Source organism: Tritonibacter sp. SIMBA_163, assembly GCF_046535935.1.
Taxonomy (GTDB): Bacteria; Pseudomonadota; Alphaproteobacteria; order Rhodobacterales; family Rhodobacteraceae; genus Epibacterium; species Epibacterium scottomollicae.
Genome location: NZ_JAWJBP010000006.1, coordinates 51,051 through 67,429, shown reverse-complemented (window position 1 = coordinate 67,429; position 16,379 = coordinate 51,051). Strand labels below are relative to the sequence as shown.

Annotated in this window: 14 protein-coding genes; 7 read left to right on the top strand and 7 right to left on the bottom strand. The window is 59.7% G+C overall.

What is annotated here, in order from left to right; genetic code table 11:
- Positions 1-43 precede the first annotated feature (43 nt).
- Positions 44-889, top strand: coding sequence for a phosphotransferase family protein (locus R0J92_RS11680; RefSeq protein ID WP_411051798.1), 846 nt, complete (start codon positions 44-46; stop codon positions 887-889).
- Here R0J92_RS11680 and R0J92_RS11675 read toward each other — a convergent pair.
- The 5 genes from R0J92_RS11675 to R0J92_RS11655 form a co-directional block, all read right to left on the bottom strand.
- Positions 862-2,169 (bottom strand): NAD(P)/FAD-dependent oxidoreductase, encoded by a 1,308-nt coding sequence (locus R0J92_RS11675; protein WP_411051797.1) that lies wholly within the window; start codon positions 2,167-2,169, stop codon positions 862-864. The genes R0J92_RS11680 and R0J92_RS11675 overlap by 28 nt on opposite strands.
- Positions 2,166-2,984, bottom strand: coding sequence for an ABC transporter permease (locus R0J92_RS11670; RefSeq protein ID WP_106162403.1), 819 nt, complete (start codon positions 2,982-2,984; stop codon positions 2,166-2,168). Before R0J92_RS11670 ends, R0J92_RS11675 begins: the two co-directional genes overlap by 4 nt.
- Entirely contained in the window at positions 2,981-3,862 is an 882-nt protein-coding gene (locus R0J92_RS11665) for an ABC transporter permease subunit (protein ID WP_243394928.1), read from the bottom strand. The genes R0J92_RS11670 and R0J92_RS11665 overlap by 4 nt, the downstream gene beginning before the upstream one ends.
- A complete protein-coding gene (locus R0J92_RS11660) occupies positions 3,862-5,001 on the bottom strand; it encodes an ABC transporter ATP-binding protein (RefSeq protein WP_411051796.1) in 1,140 nt (379 codons plus the stop codon). The genes R0J92_RS11665 and R0J92_RS11660 overlap by 1 nt, the downstream gene beginning before the upstream one ends.
- Positions 5,002-5,091: 90 nt before the next feature.
- Complete coding sequence (locus R0J92_RS11655) at positions 5,092-6,177, bottom strand: polyamine ABC transporter substrate-binding protein (RefSeq protein WP_106162401.1); 1,086 nt, start codon at positions 6,175-6,177, stop codon at positions 5,092-5,094.
- An 86-nt stretch (positions 6,178-6,263) separates the two neighbouring features.
- On the opposite strand from R0J92_RS11655, the gene R0J92_RS11650 reads away from it, so the two are divergent.
- From R0J92_RS11650 to R0J92_RS11625, 6 genes are all read left to right on the top strand, one after another.
- The gene (locus R0J92_RS11650; RefSeq protein ID WP_317384894.1) at positions 6,264-7,010 is read left to right on the top strand and encodes a GntR family transcriptional regulator; all 747 of its coding nucleotides are present in this window, start codon (positions 6,264-6,266) and stop codon (positions 7,008-7,010) included.
- 64 nt (positions 7,011-7,074) lie between these two features.
- On the top strand, positions 7,075-8,472 hold the full coding sequence (locus R0J92_RS11645) for an aspartate aminotransferase family protein (RefSeq protein WP_411051795.1): 1,398 nt from the start codon (positions 7,075-7,077) through the stop codon (positions 8,470-8,472).
- 311 nt (positions 8,473-8,783) lie between these two features.
- A complete protein-coding gene (locus tag R0J92_RS11640) occupies positions 8,784-9,884 on the top strand; it encodes an ABC transporter ATP-binding protein (RefSeq protein WP_106162710.1) in 1,101 nt (366 codons plus the stop codon).
- A gap of 95 nt (positions 9,885-9,979) precedes the next feature.
- Positions 9,980-11,083, top strand: coding sequence for an extracellular solute-binding protein (locus tag R0J92_RS11635; protein WP_106162399.1), 1,104 nt, complete (start codon positions 9,980-9,982; stop codon positions 11,081-11,083).
- Between the two features lie 136 nt (positions 11,084-11,219).
- Positions 11,220-12,899 (top strand): ABC transporter permease, encoded by a 1,680-nt coding sequence (locus R0J92_RS11630; protein ID WP_106162398.1) that lies wholly within the window; start codon positions 11,220-11,222, stop codon positions 12,897-12,899.
- Positions 12,900-12,905: 6 nt separating this feature from the next.
- On the top strand, positions 12,906-14,081 hold the full coding sequence (locus tag R0J92_RS11625; protein WP_106162397.1) for an ABC transporter permease: 1,176 nt from the start codon (positions 12,906-12,908) through the stop codon (positions 14,079-14,081).
- Between the two features lie 109 nt (positions 14,082-14,190).
- Here the strand turns inward: R0J92_RS11625 and R0J92_RS11620 are convergent, their stop codons facing one another.
- Both R0J92_RS11620 and R0J92_RS11615 read right to left on the bottom strand, forming a co-directional pair.
- Complete coding sequence (locus R0J92_RS11620; protein WP_411051794.1) at positions 14,191-15,552, bottom strand: lytic murein transglycosylase; 1,362 nt, start codon at positions 15,550-15,552, stop codon at positions 14,191-14,193.
- A 107-nt stretch (positions 15,553-15,659) separates the two neighbouring features.
- Positions 15,660-16,352, bottom strand: coding sequence for a helix-turn-helix transcriptional regulator (locus R0J92_RS11615; RefSeq protein ID WP_411051793.1), 693 nt, complete (start codon positions 16,350-16,352; stop codon positions 15,660-15,662).
- Between the last annotated feature and the right edge of the window lie 27 nt (positions 16,353-16,379).

Genomic DNA, 16,379 nt, shown 5'->3' with positions numbered 1-16,379 from the left:
CTGATCGCCGGGGCGTGGCGGCGATGCGAACGGCGGAGCAGAAATGCTGACACCGGAGCAGACACAGACAGACCCGGCCCTGTTTCGCCATCTTGCGCGGCAGGGCTGGTCTCTTTTGGAGCCGACCCAGCTGCTGGGGGGGCGTAGCAATCATGTCTGGAAATCCGGCGATCTTGTGGTGAAACTCTACCCCGCCCGTCGCAGCAACCCACTGTTTGCAAACGACCCAATCCGGGAGCGCGAGGTCCTCAAGGCGCTGGGCGGCACCGGCATGGCACCACGCTACATCGCGCATGGGTCGTGGGAGAATCAGGACTGGTTGATCTACAGCCATCTGGCTGGCGCACCTTGGCAGGAGGACACAACGCATGTGGCACGATTGCTGGGGATCTTGCACGATCAGGCAGGTTTCGATGACCTTCCAAAGGGGGGCAATGGGTCGCGCGCGCTGGAAGCACAAACTGTGACGATCCTGCAGGAGTGCCCGGGCGGAAAAGCGTTGATGGACTGCAAACCTATCGGCCTGGTGCCTGCCGTCGCGCAGACGTGCCTTATTCATGGTGATCCGGTTCCGGGCAATCTGCTGGCGCATGACGGGACGTTGGCGCTGATTGATTGGCAATGTCCTCAGAACGGTGATCCGGCAGAGGATCTGGCGATGTTTCTGTCCCCGGCGATGCAGTCGCTTTATCGTGGGAATGTTCTGACGCGTGATGAAGAAGCGCAATTCGCTGCCGCGTATCCGGATCATCGCGTTGTCGCACGGTACTACGCGCTGAAGCCCTGGTTCCACTGGCGCATGGCGGCCTACTGCTGCTGGCGTGGAGATCTTGATGCGATGGGGCTGGAGATGGCCGCGCTTCAGTCCAGCAAACCCAGAGCCGCATAGGCAGGCGGCATCAAAGCACGGCGCGCACGGCCCAGCGGAAACTTCGGCAACCGCTGCATGATCCTGGAGTAGGGGAGCGTTGGTGCCTTGCCTTGCACGAGGTCCCCCAACAATGCGCCCGCATAGCTGCCCATCGCAACGCCATTGCCGTGATAGCACAGCCCGGCAAACAGGCCTGGATGCTCGGGCACGGCCCCCACAAACGGAACGAGGTTGCGCGACAGGCAGACCATGCCAGACCAGCTATGGGTGGTTTCAACCTGACGCCAGGCGGGGAACAGTTGCTCGAAATGGCGGCGCAGCAGGGCGCGGATCTTAGCCTCTGAGCGGGGAGACGATGTCAGACCGCCGCGCATGCCAAACAGAAAACGACCGTCGGGCATCAGGCGAAAATAATGCAGCATATGACGGGTGTCATAGGCCATTTGCGCCGTGGTCCATCCTTGCACGGCCTGTTCTTCTGGCGTGATCGGTCTTGTTACCATCACCGTCGACTGCGCGGGCATGTAACGTCCGCCAAGCCAGTCAGGCAGGTTTTCACTGGAGTAACCATTGGTGGCGATGACCAGGCGCGATGCGCTCAACCGGCCCTTGGGGCTGGAGATATGCCACAGCCCACTATTGTTCTGCACGTCGAGAGCTGCACTGTTTTGATATAGTTCCGCCCCTGCGGACTGCGCAGCGCTCGCAAGCCCAAATAGATATTTGCGCGGGTTGAGAGCGAAACCCGTTGGCGTGGTCAGCGCACCATGGAATTCGCCCCCAAGCCCGTTTTTGACGAGATCGGGGCCATCGATGAATTCGGCCCCTGAGGCATGCGCTTCTTTCATCAGCGCGTCCCGTGTCTTGGGGCGGTGCGCCATGACCGTTTCACCTTGCGAGTGGGTGTCAGCGTTGATGCCATGGCGGGCGATCAGATGTTCAACAAGGTGGACAGCGCTCTCCTCGCCCGCCTGATAGACCTGCGTCTCGCGCTCCCCGTGCAGGCGCGCCATTGCGTGTGAGCCGAGTTTGGCCCCGCCGAGGCAACAAAAACCGCCATTGCGCCCGGACGCGCCCCAGCCGGGTGTCTCGGCCTCCAGCACCGAGACCTCGAGACCTGCTTCGGCCAAATGCAGCGCTGTGGAGAGGCCGGTGAAACCGCCCCCTACAATAGCCACATCCACCTGCCGGGTAGCTTCGAGGCGCGGCCAGGTCGGGGCGGCGCAGGTCTCGTCCCACCAGCAATTACTGCGCGGGCCGAGACCATAGGCATAGTCGGGGAAGATCCGGCGCATCATGTTGCGCGTACCGCTTCCTGTTCCTCCCGTCGCTGTTTCACCAGCGCCCGTTTGCTGACCAGTGAGGCGCTGATCACGCCAACTGTTACGATGCCGATCATGATGGTCGACAGCGCGTTGATCTCAGGGCTGACCCCAAGACGCACCGCCGAGAAGATTTTGATCGGCAGGGTGGTTGCGGCAGGGCCTGTGGTGAACGAGGCGATCACCAGATCGTCCAGCGACAGAGTGAAGGCCAGAAGCCAGCCGGAGACCACCGCAGGCGCGATGATCGGCAGGGTCACCAGCCGGAAGGCCTGCGCCTGCGAACAGCCCAGATCCCGCGCCGCCTCTTCCAGCGACATGTCAAAGGTCGCCAGCCGCGAGGAGACCACCACCGAGACATAGCACATGGAAAAGGTGGTGTGCGCCAGCACAATGGTCAGCACGCCGCGGTCCAGCCCAATGCCGATGAACAGCAGCAGCAGCGACAGGCCGGTGATCACCTCGGGCATCACCAGTGGCGCATAGATCATACCGGAAAACAGGGTCCGGCCCAGAAAGCGTCCACTGCGCACCATGACGTAGGCGGCCATGGTGCCCAGCACGGTGGCAATGCTGGAAGAGATTACCGCAACCTTGATCGTGACCCAGGCAGCTTGCAGCATCGCCTCGTTCTGCATCAGCTCGCCGTACCATTTCGTCGAGAACCCCGACCAGACCGTCACCAGCTTGCTTTCGTTGAAGGAAAACAGGATCAGGATCAGCATCGGGATATAGAGAAAGGCAAAGCCCAGCGTCAGCGAGACCACATTGAATGCGCTCAGACGTTTCATGCGTCGCCCTCCTGTTCTTTCTGCTGGTTACGCTGGAACAGCACGATCGGCACTACCAGGATCAGCAAGAGGATCACCGCGACCGCGCTTGCCACCGGCCAGTCCCGGTTGGAGAAGAACTCCTCCCACAGCACCTTGCCGATCATCAGCGTATCCGACCCGCCCAGTAGTGAGGGGATCACGAATTCGCCCATCGCCGGAATGAAGACGAGGAAACAGCCTGCGATGATGCCGCCCTTGGACAGCGGTATGGTCACCAGCCAGAAGGCCGACATGCGCGAACAGCCGAGATCCTCGGCAGCTTCGATCAGGCTGTCGTCCATCCGCTCAAGAGCCGCATAGATCGGCAAGATCATGAATGGCAGATAGGTATAGACGATGCCGATATAGACGGCGGTGGTGGTGTTCAGGATCTGCAGCGGTTCTGACACCAGACCCGTCCACATCAGGAACTGGTTCAGGAAGCCCTCGTTCGACAGGATGCCCTTCCACGCATAGACGCGGATCAGGAAGGAGGTCCAGAACGGCAGAATCACCAGCATCATCAGCGTCGGGCGCCATTCCTGCGGCGCGCGGGCCATGCCATAGGCGATCGGGTAGCCCACGATCAGCGTCAGCAAGGTCGAGGTGAGCGCGATCTGCAGGCTGCTGAGATAGGCCTTCCAGTAGAGGTCATCCTCTATGAGCCAGGTGAAATTCTCAAAATCCAGCTGTGACAGGAAGGCCCAGATGCCTTCAACCCAGTCGAATTGCGGAACATAGGGCGGGCGCGCAATGGCCGCATCCGACAACGAGATTTTGAGAACGATGACAAAGGGCACCAGGAACAGCGCCAGGAGCCAGACATAAGGGACGGCGATCAGGACAAAGCGGCGCATCAGTCGGCCAACAAGACGCCGCCGGTGGCTGTCCAGGACAGCCAGACGGTGTCTTCCCAAGTGTAGGCACGGCGCGAAATGCGGCGGGTGTTCGCCGTCTGCGCCTTGATCACATCCCCGGTGGGCAGCTCCACGTGATAGGTGGAGAGATTGCCGAGATAGGCGATGTCCAGCACCTTGCCCTGTACCACATTGTCAGCCTCTTCGGGCTTGTCGGCGCTGATAGTGACCTTTTCGGGGCGGATCGCCAGATGCGCGGTTTGCCCGTCGGAGATCGCATTGGGCGACTTGATGGTCAGCGGCGCCGCGCCCTCGCGCCAATGCAGGGCATAAGTATCCTCGCCGGTGGCGGTAGCCTGACCTTGGATGAGGTTCACGTCTCCAATGAAATCAGCCACATAGGACGAATTCGGCGCTTCGTAGATGTCGGCGGGGGTGGCCACCTGGATCACCTTGCCGTTGTCCATCACCGCGACCCGGCTGGCCACGGTCATCGCCTCTTCCTGATCGTGGGTCACGATCACGAAGGTGGTGCCGGTTTTTTCCTGGATGTCCATCAGCTCGAACTGGGTCTCCTCGCGCAGCTTGCGGTCCAGTGCGCCGAGCGGTTCATCCAGAAGCAGCAGTTTCGGGGCCTTGGCGAGGCTGCGGGCCAAGGCCACCCGCTGGCGTTGGCCGCCGGAGATTTGATGCGGCTTGCGGCGGGCGAATTTCTCCAGTCGCGTCAACCGCAGCATTTCTTCAACGCGGGCGGCGATTTCGGTGCGGGGCATGCCCTCGCGCTTGAGACCGAAGGCGATGTTTTCCCAGATGCTCAGATGCGGGAACAGCGCATAGGACTGGAACATCATGTTGACCGCGCGCTGGTTCGGCGGAACAGGTGCAATATCCTGACCAGCCAGGAAAATCTTGCCCTCAGTGGGGGCTTCGAACCCGGCGAGCATCCGCATCATCGTGGTCTTGCCGCAACCCGACGGCCCCAGTAGCGCAAAGAACTCGCGCTCGAAGATATCGATTGTCAGGTCGTCGATCGCGGTGAAATCGCCAAAGCGCTTGGTCACGTTCTGGAACTGGATCAGCGGCTTCGCCTGCGGATCGATCCAGGGTTCAAAAACCGGTACTGCCAAATCTGCCCCCATGCGGGCGGCGTGTGGCCGGCCCGTTCTTGTCTGTCAGTGAGGGCAGGGCGCAAAAGCACGCCCTGCCGTAAGGATCGGCCTGATATCGGATCAGGTGCCGGACTTCACTCGGGTCCACAGGCGCGTCACCACGCGCTGCACTTTTTGCGGGTACGGGGCCTTGATGTAGGTGTTGTCCATCGCCGCGGGGGTCGGGTAGATCGCCGGATCGCCGATCACGTCCTCGGCCAGGAACTCTTGCGAGGCCTTGTTGCCGTTGGCGTAGTAGACGTAGTTGGAGGCGGCGGCCATGTTCTCGGCATCAAGGATGAAGTCGAGGAACTTATGCGCGGCTTCCGGGTTGGGTGCATCCACCGGGATCGCCATCTGGTCGAACCACATCAGCGCCCCTTCGGAGGGTGCGTTAAAGGCGATTTCGACACCGTTGTCGGCCTCGGCGGCGCGATCACGGGCCTGCAGGATATCCCCGGACCAGCCGAAGGCCACACAGATATCACCATTGGCCAGCGCGTTGATATACTCGGAGGAGTGGAACTTCTGCACATGGGGGCGCACCGCTTCCAGAACGCCTGCGGCCTGCTCGAGGTCATCCTTGTCGTGGCTGTTCGGGTCGAGGCCGAGATACGTGAGCGCCGCCGGGATCAATTCGTCCGGGGCGTCGAGGAAATGCACGCCGCAGTTGGAGAGTTTTTCCATGTTGGCAGGGTCAAACACCAGTGCCAGGCTGTCCACGGGAGCATCCTCACCCAGCGCTTCGGTGACTTTACCGAGATTGGCGCCGATGCCGGTGGTGCCCCACATGTAGTTGATGGAATAGGCATTGTCCGGATCAAACCGTGCGGTGCGGTCCTGGATCACATCCCAGATGTTGCCGTAGTTCTCCAGCTTCGATTGGTCGATCTTCTGGAACACACCAGCCTGAACCTGACGCTGCAGGAAGGAGCCGGTGGGCACCACGACGTCATAGCCGGAGCCGCCAGCAAGCATCTTGGTCTCCAGAAGCTCGTTGGAGTCGAAGACGTCGTAGATCAGGTCGATGCCGGTTTCCTGCTCAAATTTCTCTAGCAGTGATTCGTCGATATAGTCGGACCAGTTGTAGACGCGCACTTCGTCCGCCGAGGCGGCAGTGGCACCGAGCGCGATGGCGGACACGATGGTGGCCGTTTTGAGTGTCATGAGAATCTCCCCTGTGTATGCCGGAGTCTTTTCGTCCGGCTGTGGGCTATTTTGATCAAGTTTTGCCGCATCCGGCAAGACACTTTATGTTTTCATCTGCATTTCGTTGGTGCAAGCTGCCCGAAATTGAGAAGGATCCGAGCTTCGTGAATGTGCCAAATTCGCCATCTGTTTCCCCCACTGAAGGGGCCGCCAAGCTGCCCGCCCACGAGCAGGTCTACCAGCGTCTGAGGGCGCAGATCCTGTTCGGGGAACTGGCGCCGGGACAAGCGGTCACCATTCAGGGTCTTGTGGAGGCGCTGGACTCCGGCATGACGCCTGTGCGTGAGGCGATCCGCAGGTTGATCTCTGATGGGGCGCTGGTGTTTCAGGGCAACCGTCGCGTTTCGGTGCCCGAGTTGCGAGCCGAGGACGTGGATGAGCTGATTTTTGCAAGAAAAACAATAGAGTGTGAACTTGCCCGTCGCGCATCGACACGCATGCCAGAGACTGATGTAGACGCTCTGGAGGCGCTTGACCTGACGTTGGACACGGCCATAGCAACTGGCGACGTTCCCGGGTATCTCGCGCTCAACTACCAATTCCATACTGAGTTGAATGCCCATGCCAATGCGCCCATTCTCGCGGATCTGGCTGATCGGCTCTGGCTGCGCTTCGGCCCGTCGCTCCGGGTCGTCTGCGGACGCTTCGGCACCCAGAGCTTTCCGGACCGCCACAAGGACATCCTTGAGGGGCTGCGCAAAAAAGATGCGGATTTGGTGGCACTGGCGATGGAACGGGACGTGTTGCAGGGCATGGAGCAGGTCCGAGCGGGGCTGACGCCGATCAACTGATTCGATTGACAGTCCCATTTTTGATCATATTCTGAGCAAAAGGTCTCGCTCAGGAGTGTCATCAATGACGGTCATTACCAACCATCTACCTACCGAAGAACTGCAAGCGCTGGATGCAGCGCATCACATGCACCCTTTTACGGCCAACGGCGGCCTCGCGCAGAAGGGGGTTCGCGTCATCACGCGCGCCAGCGGTGTCACCCTGACCGACAGCGAGGGCCACGAAATCCTCGACGCGATGGCGGGTCTGTGGTGCGTTAACATCGGATATGGTCGCGATGAGCTGGCCGAGGTTGCCGCGCGCCAGATGCGCGAGCTGCCCTATTACAACACCTTCTTCCAGACCACCCATGTGCCCGCCATCGCGCTGGCGGCGAAGATCGCCGAGCTGGCACCGGGCGAATTGAACAATGTCTTCTTCGCGGGCTCCGGCTCTGAGGCAAATGACACGAACATCCGTATGGTGCGTCACTACTGGGCAATGAAGGGCAAGCCGACAAAGTCGATCCTCATTTCGCGCAAGAACGCGTATCATGGCTCTTCCGTGGGTTCCGGATCACTCGGGGGCATGTCGGGAATGCATGCGCAGGGTGGGCTGCCCATCCCCGACATTCATCACATCAACCAGCCTAACTGGTGGGCCGAAGGGGGTGACCACGATCCTGAGGAGTTCGGCCTCGCTCGGGCGCAGGAGCTTGAACAGGCGATCCTTGAGCTGGGTGAAGACCGCGTCGCCGCGTTTATCGCGGAGCCGGTGCAGGGGGCTGGGGGCGTGATTGTGCCACCTGCGAGCTATTGGCCGGAAATCCAGCGCATCTGCGATAAATATGAGATCCTGTTGATCGCGGACGAGGTTATTTGCGGGTTTGGCCGTACTGGAAACTGGTTCGGATCCGAGACCATGGGCATCCGTCCCGATATCATGACGATCGCCAAGGGCCTGTCGTCAGGCTATGCGCCGATCGGCGGGTCGATCGTATCGGATGAGATTGCAGGCGTGATTGCGCAGGACGAGTTTAACCACGGCTACACCTATTCCGGTCACCCGGTGGCGGCCGCCGTCGCACTTGAGAACTTGCGAATCATCGAGGAAGAAAAGGTCGTGGAGCACGTTCGTGATGTGGCCGGACCCTACCTGAAAGAGAAGTGGGAGGCCTTGAGCGACCATCCTCTGGTGGGGGAGGCCAAGATCGTCGGTATGATGGGCTCCATCGCGCTGACGCCGAACAAGGAAACGCGCGCCGCATTTGCAGCTGAGGCAGGGACAGTCGGCTTCATCTGTCGTGAGCGTTGCTTTGCCAACAACCTGGTGATGCGCCATGTCGGCGACCGCATGATCATCTCTCCACCGCTGGTCATCACCTGTGAGGAAATCGACACGCTGATCGCGCGCGCTGCCAAATCGCTCGACGAATGCTACGCAGAGCTGAAGGACCAAGGACTGCTGAAGGCAGCTGATTGATCTAGAGGCCGTGATTCGAACATCTGGAAAGGGGCCGTCATCGGCCCCTTTTTTGTGCATTGCGAAAAAAATAGTAGCGTCACCTGTTGTACTCACGGGTGAAATTATCCCAATATGACGCAAATGGACATTATTGGGTCGCTATATCTGGCGTTGGTGACCCGATCGTCCCGGAGTGTCGAGGCAGTGGTCAAGACGCCGATATGGACAGCAATGATCCGGTTGCACAGTGGAACGGCGCTGTGCTTACACTAAGAGACAAAGAGCGGGACAAAACCGCCGCTAAAAAGAAAACAAACGGGGAGCCTGATTTGGCCGATGCGTCGAATACTGATGCGTTCGTTGAATTCGAACGCGTGCAAAAGAGTTATGACGGTGAGACACTCGTCGTCAAAGACCTGAACCTCACTCTGCCCAAGGGCGAATTCCTGACAATGCTTGGGCCGTCAGGGTCGGGGAAAACCACCTGCCTTATGATGCTGGCTGGTTTTGAGACTGCCACTCATGGCGACATCCGCCTCGATGGGGTCTCGATCAACAACATCCCGCCGCACAAACGCGGTATTGGTATGGTGTTCCAGAATTATGCCTTGTTCCCGCATATGACCATTGCCGAAAACCTCAGCTTCCCGCTTGAGGTGCGTGGCATGGGTAAGTCCGAGCGTGAAGCCAAAGTGACCCGCGCCCTGGATATGGTCGAGATGGGCAGCTTCGGCGGCCGTCGTCCCTCTCAGCTTTCGGGCGGTCAGCAGCAGCGTGTCGCGCTCGCACGCGCTCTCGTTTTCGAACCGGAACTGGTTCTGATGGACGAACCGCTTGGCGCCCTCGACAAGCAGCTGCGCGAAAAGATGCAGTTCGAGATTACGCATCTTGCGCACCAGCTGGGGATTACAACCGTTTACGTGACCCACGACCAGACCGAGGCGCTGACCATGTCGGACCGCGTCGCAGTATTTGACGATGGCCGCATTCAGCAGCTGGCACCGCCAGATCAGCTCTATGAAGAGCCTGCGAACAGCTTTGTGGCGCAGTTCATCGGTGAGAATAACACGCTTGAGGGTGTGATTAAGGAAATCAGTGACGGTCGTGCGCTGGTCGAGTTGGACGGCGGCGAAGTCATCGATGCCATGCCGATCAACGTTTCCGAAGTCGGTCAGCGCACCCGCGTTTCGATCCGCCCGGAGCGTGTCGAATACAACAAGGAACGCCTGCAGGAGGGTGTTCACACGCTCAAGGCCGAGGTGCTGGAATTCATCTACATGGGTGATATTTTCCGCACGCGTCTGAAGGTGGCGGGCAATGATGAGTTCATCATCAAGACCCGGAACGCTCCTGACCAGGTTCGTCTTCAGCCCGGACAGCAGATCGAAATCGGCTGGCTGCCCGAAGACTGTCGCGCGTTGGACGCCTGAACGGCGTTCGACTGCGTATCGGAACCCCCGGCAAGACCAAAGGATCGGGGGACGAAACATCTGAAAATTAGTGTCTCAACAAGGAGAATACGAATATGAAACTGCGTAAACTGACGGCACTTGTCGCCACGACCGCACTCTGCGCGCCGATGGCCTTTGCCGCGGATATGGCGGATGAGATGACCATCGTGTCCTGGGGCGGAGCCTACTCCAACTCCCAGATCAAAGCCTACAACGAGCCCTATGCCGAAAAGACCGGCGTTAAGATCATCAACGACGAAAGCTCTGCCGAGGCTGTTGCCAAGCTGCGTGCGATGGACGAAGCGGGCAATGTGACCTGGGACGTAGTTGACGTCGTTGCGGCGGATGCGATGCGTCTGTGCGATGAAGGCCTGGCGATGGAAATCGACCCGGACGAGCATCTCGCCCCAGCACCTGATGGCACCTCTGCCGAGGAAGACTTTGGCGACCTGCTGGTGTCCGACTGCTTCATCCCGCAGATCGTTTATTCCACCACTTTCGGCTATCGTACGGACCTCGTGGGTGATACCGCGCCGACCAGCGTTTGTGATGTTTTTGATCTCGAAGCTTACCCGGGCAAGCGCGCCCTGGAAAAGCGTCCGATCAACAACATGGAATGGGCGCTGCTCTGTGATGGCGTTGCCAAGGAAGAAGTCTACGACGTTCTCGAAACCGAGGAAGGTCAGGAACGCGCACTGGCAAAGCTCGACACAATCAAAGACAACGTGATCTGGTGGTCCGCTGGTGCAGATACGCCGCAGCTGCTGGCAGATGGCGAAGTCGTTATGGGCTCCACCTACAACGGTCGTCTGTTCTCGGTAATCGAGGAGCAGGACCAGCCGGTTGCGATGCTTTGGGACGCGCAGGTGTTCGACCTCGACGGCTGGATCATCCCGGCAGGTCTCTCGGACGAGCGTAAGGCCCGTGCTCTGGACTACATCTACTTTGCCACCGATACCCAGCGTCTTGCGGATCAGGCCAAGTACATCTCCTACGGTCCGGCCCGTGCGTCTTCCGCACCGCTGGTTGGTCAGCATGCCGAACTGGGTATCGACATGGCGCCGCACATGCCGACCGATCCGGAAAACGCCACGAACACCTTCCTGTACAACTACTCTTTCTGGGCTGACTACCGCGACGATATCGATGCGAAGTTCCAAGCCTGGCTCGCTAAGTAATAGGGCGCACCGCCCGTACCGGAGAGCGATCTTCGCTCTCCGGTCTCCTCTTCGGCGCGGCATCGCATGACCCGCCTGCGGCGAAGAGATAAACCCCGCTCTCAAAAAACGACGCGGGAAGACAACAGGGACAATCATGAGTGACACAACTCAATCCGGCCCGGTCCTTGCGGCAGACGGTACGCCGCTGAAGCGCAGCCTGGCCCGTGCGTTGAGGATGCAGAAGGTGCGGGCCTTGATGCTTATCGCACCGCTTCTGCTCTTCGTTCTTCTGACATTCATTCTCCCGATCGCGGACATGTTGTTCCGCTCGGTTGAGAATCGCATCGTATCCGACACCCTGTCCGAGACCGTGGTGAGGCTGGAAGACTGGGATGCTCTCAGTGGTGAGACCCCGGATGAAGCGGTCTACGAAAGCCTCTATTACGATCTTTTCGTCGCAGCCGAGGCCAAGGAGCACACCAAACTTGGCACCCGACTGAACTACGAGCAGACTGGCATTTCATCGCTCTTCCGTGGCAGTGGCCGTAAAGTGGATGATATTGGCGAAGATCACGTCAAGGCCATCGAACGTGCCAGCGACGGGGCGCTGAAGGACGAGGCGCTCTGGTTCGAGATCATGACAGGCGGTAGCAATGCCGAGGGCAACACGGCCCTTCTGGACGCTCAGCGCTTGAAAATGGAACAGCTGACGAGCGAGAGTTTTGCGGCTGACATCGGCTTTGTGCCCGGCGCTGAAATCTCAGAACTCTTCCCGCGCATGGCTGTTGCCTACACGGATTTCGCGCTCTTCACAGCTGTCGCTGACGAAGATGTCGTGGCTGAAGAAGATCCATGGGAAACGGTCTTCGTGGCCTTCGCGCACTCAGTTCAGGCAGACGGCGGTGCCGAGGCTTTGGCCAGTTACTCCGGTCCCGGAGCGGCAGAACTTCAGGCTGCGGCTGCGGCCATCGCTGATCTGGAGCCGATCGCGTTCAAAACCGCATTCCTCGAAATCGACGAGGATTGGGGCGACCTTGGCAACTGGCGGACGATGCAGACCTATAGCCCGACGTACACCAGCGGTTATTTTCTGAATTCCATCGACATGCAAAAGGGGCCGGAAGGCGCCGAGCCACGTCCTGAGAATCAGCAGATCTACATGACGCTGTTTGTACGCACGATGATCATGTCGCTGATGATTACCGGGTCCTGTATCCTTCTGGGGTATCCGGTTGCCTGGATCTTGGCGAACCTGCCGACACGCTCGGCCAACATGCTGATGATTCTCGTTCTGTTGCCATTCTGGACATCGCTGTTGGTGCGGACCTCTGCCTGGAAAGTCATGCTGCAGCAGCAGGGTGTCATCAATGATGTGCTTGTCTGGCTCGGACTGGTGGGCGACGATGCGCGCCTGGTGATGATCAACAACCAATTCGGTACTATCGTGGCAATGACCCACATCCTGTTGCCGTTCATGATCCTGCCAATGTACTCGGTGATGCAGACCATCAACCCGACCTACCTTCGGGCGGCGAAATCGCTGGGTGCAACCAATTGGACAGCCTTCTGGCGGGTCTACTTCCCGCAGTCGGTGCCCGGTATCGGCGCGGGTTCGATCCTCGTCTTCATTCTGGCGATCGGCTACTACATCACGCCTGAAATCGTTGGTGGTACCAAGGGTGTCTTTATTTCCAACCGGATTGCCTACCACATCTCGTCCTCGCTCAACTGGGGCTTGGCGGCGGCGCTCGGGAGTATCCTCCTGGCTGTCGTGCTGCTGCTCTACTGGGCATATGACAAGATCGTCGGCATCGATAATGTGAAGTTGGGATAAGACAACATGGCACTGACACCTGTTCAAAATCAGACCCCCGCCTTCACTGCCGCAGTGGCAGCCTGCGCGGGGGGCTTCTTCGGCCTCTTCGTTGGCACCGCGCAGGGATCGGGTCTTCTCGGTCTTGTGATCGGCGCTGTCCTTCTGGGGGCGATGGGCTTTGCCTTCACCCATATGCTGGACCAGCAGAAACCGATCCGCTGGGCGACTACTGCGATCTTTGGCGTGCTGGGCTTCCTGTTCGGCGGCCTGCCCGCAGCGGTACTCGGGTTGCTCTTTGGCTGGTTTGCTGGCTGGTTCACCTTCTGGCTCGCGACCTCCAGCTATCGCAAACGCCTGCCGCCTTACCTGACCCCCGGTCAGGTTCTGTGGCACTTCAGTTTCCGGGTGATCTGCGGTGCGATCTTTGTGTTCCTGATCACGCCGATCCTCGTGGTGATGCCGCTGAGCTTCAACGCCGAGAACTTCTTCACCTTCACCCCGGAGATGTTGCGGTTCGATCCGGAGGGCTACTCGCTCCGCCACTACAGGGACTTTTTCACCAATGACGACTGGCAGCAGGCGTTGTGGAACAGTCTGAGTATTGCGCCGATGGCCACACTGCTTTCGGTGAGCTTCGGAACCTTGGCGGCGATCGGTCTCAGCCAGCCCCATGTGCCCTTCCGCCGCGCGATCATGGCGGTGCTTATCTCGCCAATGATCGTGCCGTTGATCATTTCGGCTGCGGGCATGTACTTCTTCTACAGCCGGATCGGCCTGCAAGGCACCTACTTTGGTGTGGTTCTCGCGCACGCGGCGCTTGGCATTCCCTTCGTGATCATCACTGTCACCGCAACACTGGTGGGTTTTGATCGTTCGCTGACGCGAGCGGCTGCGAATATGGGGGCGGGACCCATTACGACCTTCTTCCGGATCCAGATGCCATTGATCCTGCCCGGTGTGATCTCGGGCGGCCTGTTTGCCTTCATTACTTCGTTTGATGAGGTGGTTGTGGTGCTTTTCGTCGGCTCTGCCGGTCAAAAGACGCTGCCGTGGCAGATGTTCACTGGTCTGCGTGAGCAGATCTCGCCGACAATCCTTGCGGTCGCGACCATTCTGGTGGGGATCTCGATCTGCCTGTTGACGACGGTCGAATTCCTGCGCCGTCGCAGCGAGCGCTTGCGGGGCATGTCCCCCAGCTGATCCGGCGTACCTGCATGAAACAACAAAGCCCCGCTGAAAGGCGGGGCTTTTGGTTTGTGGGAAGCTGCGTGTGGGCACGAGGGCGAGCATGCCCGTCCGTTGGCCTGTGTCACCTCAGCATTTTCAGCAGATCGAGCGAAGCATATCCATCGGGCATTACGTTTTGGGTCGTTTGATAGGACCGGATCGCGGAGACGGTGTTGGGGCCGATCCGCCCGTCGATGCCTTGCGTTGAAAATCCGGCCTCGGTCAGCCGCTTCTGAAGTTCCTTGCGTTCGGTGAAGGTCAAGGCACGATCTCCGCGTGGCCAATCGCCTTGGATCTTTGCACCGCCTTTCAGCCGATCACTCAGGTGGCCGACGCCGATGACATAGGCGTCGGCGGTGTTGTAACGCTCGATCACGGCGAAATTCTTGAAAATCATAAAGGCCGCCCCTTTGCCGCCTGCGGGGAGCAGGATCGAGGCGCTGCCATGGTTGGCCACCGGTTTTCCATCCACCCCGCGCACGCCAAGTTTCGCCCAGTCGTCGGGGCTTTTCTTGATCTTGCGACTCGCCAGAGCGTAGTTGAAATTGCGGGGCAGGGTGACTTCAACGCCCCAGGGTTGGCCCTGAACCCAGCCGAATTTCTTCAGATACGCGGCGGTTGAGGCCAATGCGTCCGTTGGATTATCCGACCAGATGTCACGCTTGCCATCCCCGGTAAAATCGACTGCGTAGTCGAGGTAGGAGGTCGGAATGAACTGGGTATGCCCCATTGCGCCAGCCCAACTCCCGGTCATGTTGCGCGGTGCCACGTCACCGGATTGCAGGATCTTCAGCGCCGCAATCAACTGACTCTCGAAGAACGGACCACGCCGTCCGTCAAAGGCCAGCGTCGCGAGCGAGCGGACGATGTCCATGCTGCCGCGATAGCTGCCATAGTTGCTCTCCAACCCCCAGACAGCAACCACCACTTCCTTGTCGACCCCATAGGTCTGTTCGATCTGGTTCAGAGCGCTGCGATTCTCACGCAGGGCTTTGCTGCCGCTTGTCACACGGGTATCTGAGGCCGCGCTGTCGAGGTACTCCCAGATCGTTTTGCTGAATTCGGATTGGTTCCGGTCGCGTTTGATCACCTTGGGGTCATAGGTCACACCCTCAAAGGCCTGAGACAGGGTGGCCTTACGAATGCCCTGCGCCTGTGCACGGGTCTCAAACCCCTGCATCCAAGTCTGAAATCGCAGGTTTCCCGCCGCTTCAGTTGGTGTCGAAGTTGAGGGCGTGGGGATGGCCACAGAACTCCGGGCGACGGGGCGGACGGTCGTGGCGGCGGCGATCTGCACTGGCGCCGGAGCGTCCTGACTCGTCTCAGGCCGCACCAGAGGGCGCGGTGTATCGCTCAAACTACTCTGACCCGATGGCGCTGCGTGCAGCAGACCCGCTTGGAATGCGACCCCGAGCCACAGCGCTGTTTTTGCCCAACTGCGCATGTTCCACCTCAATACCGTTTTATGATCTTTAGATCAGTGTAGCTTGATGCGGACGGGTGCAAAAGCGCCCTGACGCGACAGGCTGGCGGTCAGCGCGCCATTGCCGGTCAGTCGAAGGTCTGGCTGCGCAGATGGTCCAGCGCCTCGCGATAGAGCCGCACGCGATGCGGACGAAAGGAAACCTCCGTCACCACCAGCTCGCACATCCGGTCCAGTCGGAATACCCGGAAGCCCTTTCGCAGCAAGCACCAGGCCACCAAAACCGTGGATCGATCAAAGTAGACCAGACCCAATGGCTTGACTTGGCGCTGGGTGATCGCGCCCTTGGCATCTGCATACCCAAAGGCCACTTCGCATTCATCCCATGTGGCCTGCCTCAGCTGCGCGGCATCAACTGCAGGCAATATGGGTGGGGCAAATCTGTGGGCCGAGAGCACCGCATGTTGCAGCCTGTCCGCCTGACTCTGCGGCAGACGTGCGCGGAGCTTTTTCAGCGCGATGCCGGCGGCTTCTGCCAGATCCGGGTCGCCTCTTTGCTGCACTTCGCACAGCCCCAAGACCAGTGCCTCAAGCTCTGTGGCGCCAAAGCCGAGCGGCGGCAGTGTGGCATCCTCTATCAGGGTGAAGCCATATCCTGCTGCGCCGTCGATCACCGCTCCAAGCGCTCGCAACGCGTCGATGTCGCGGTGAATGGTGCGGCCCGAGACGCCGAGATCCTGCGCCAGCTGCTCGGCCGTCACCGGCGGCGGCAGCTGCCGCAGGGTTTGCATCAGACGAAAGAGGCGCTCTGTTTTGGTCATCTTCTGAGTGTGCCTTCTCCTGATGAC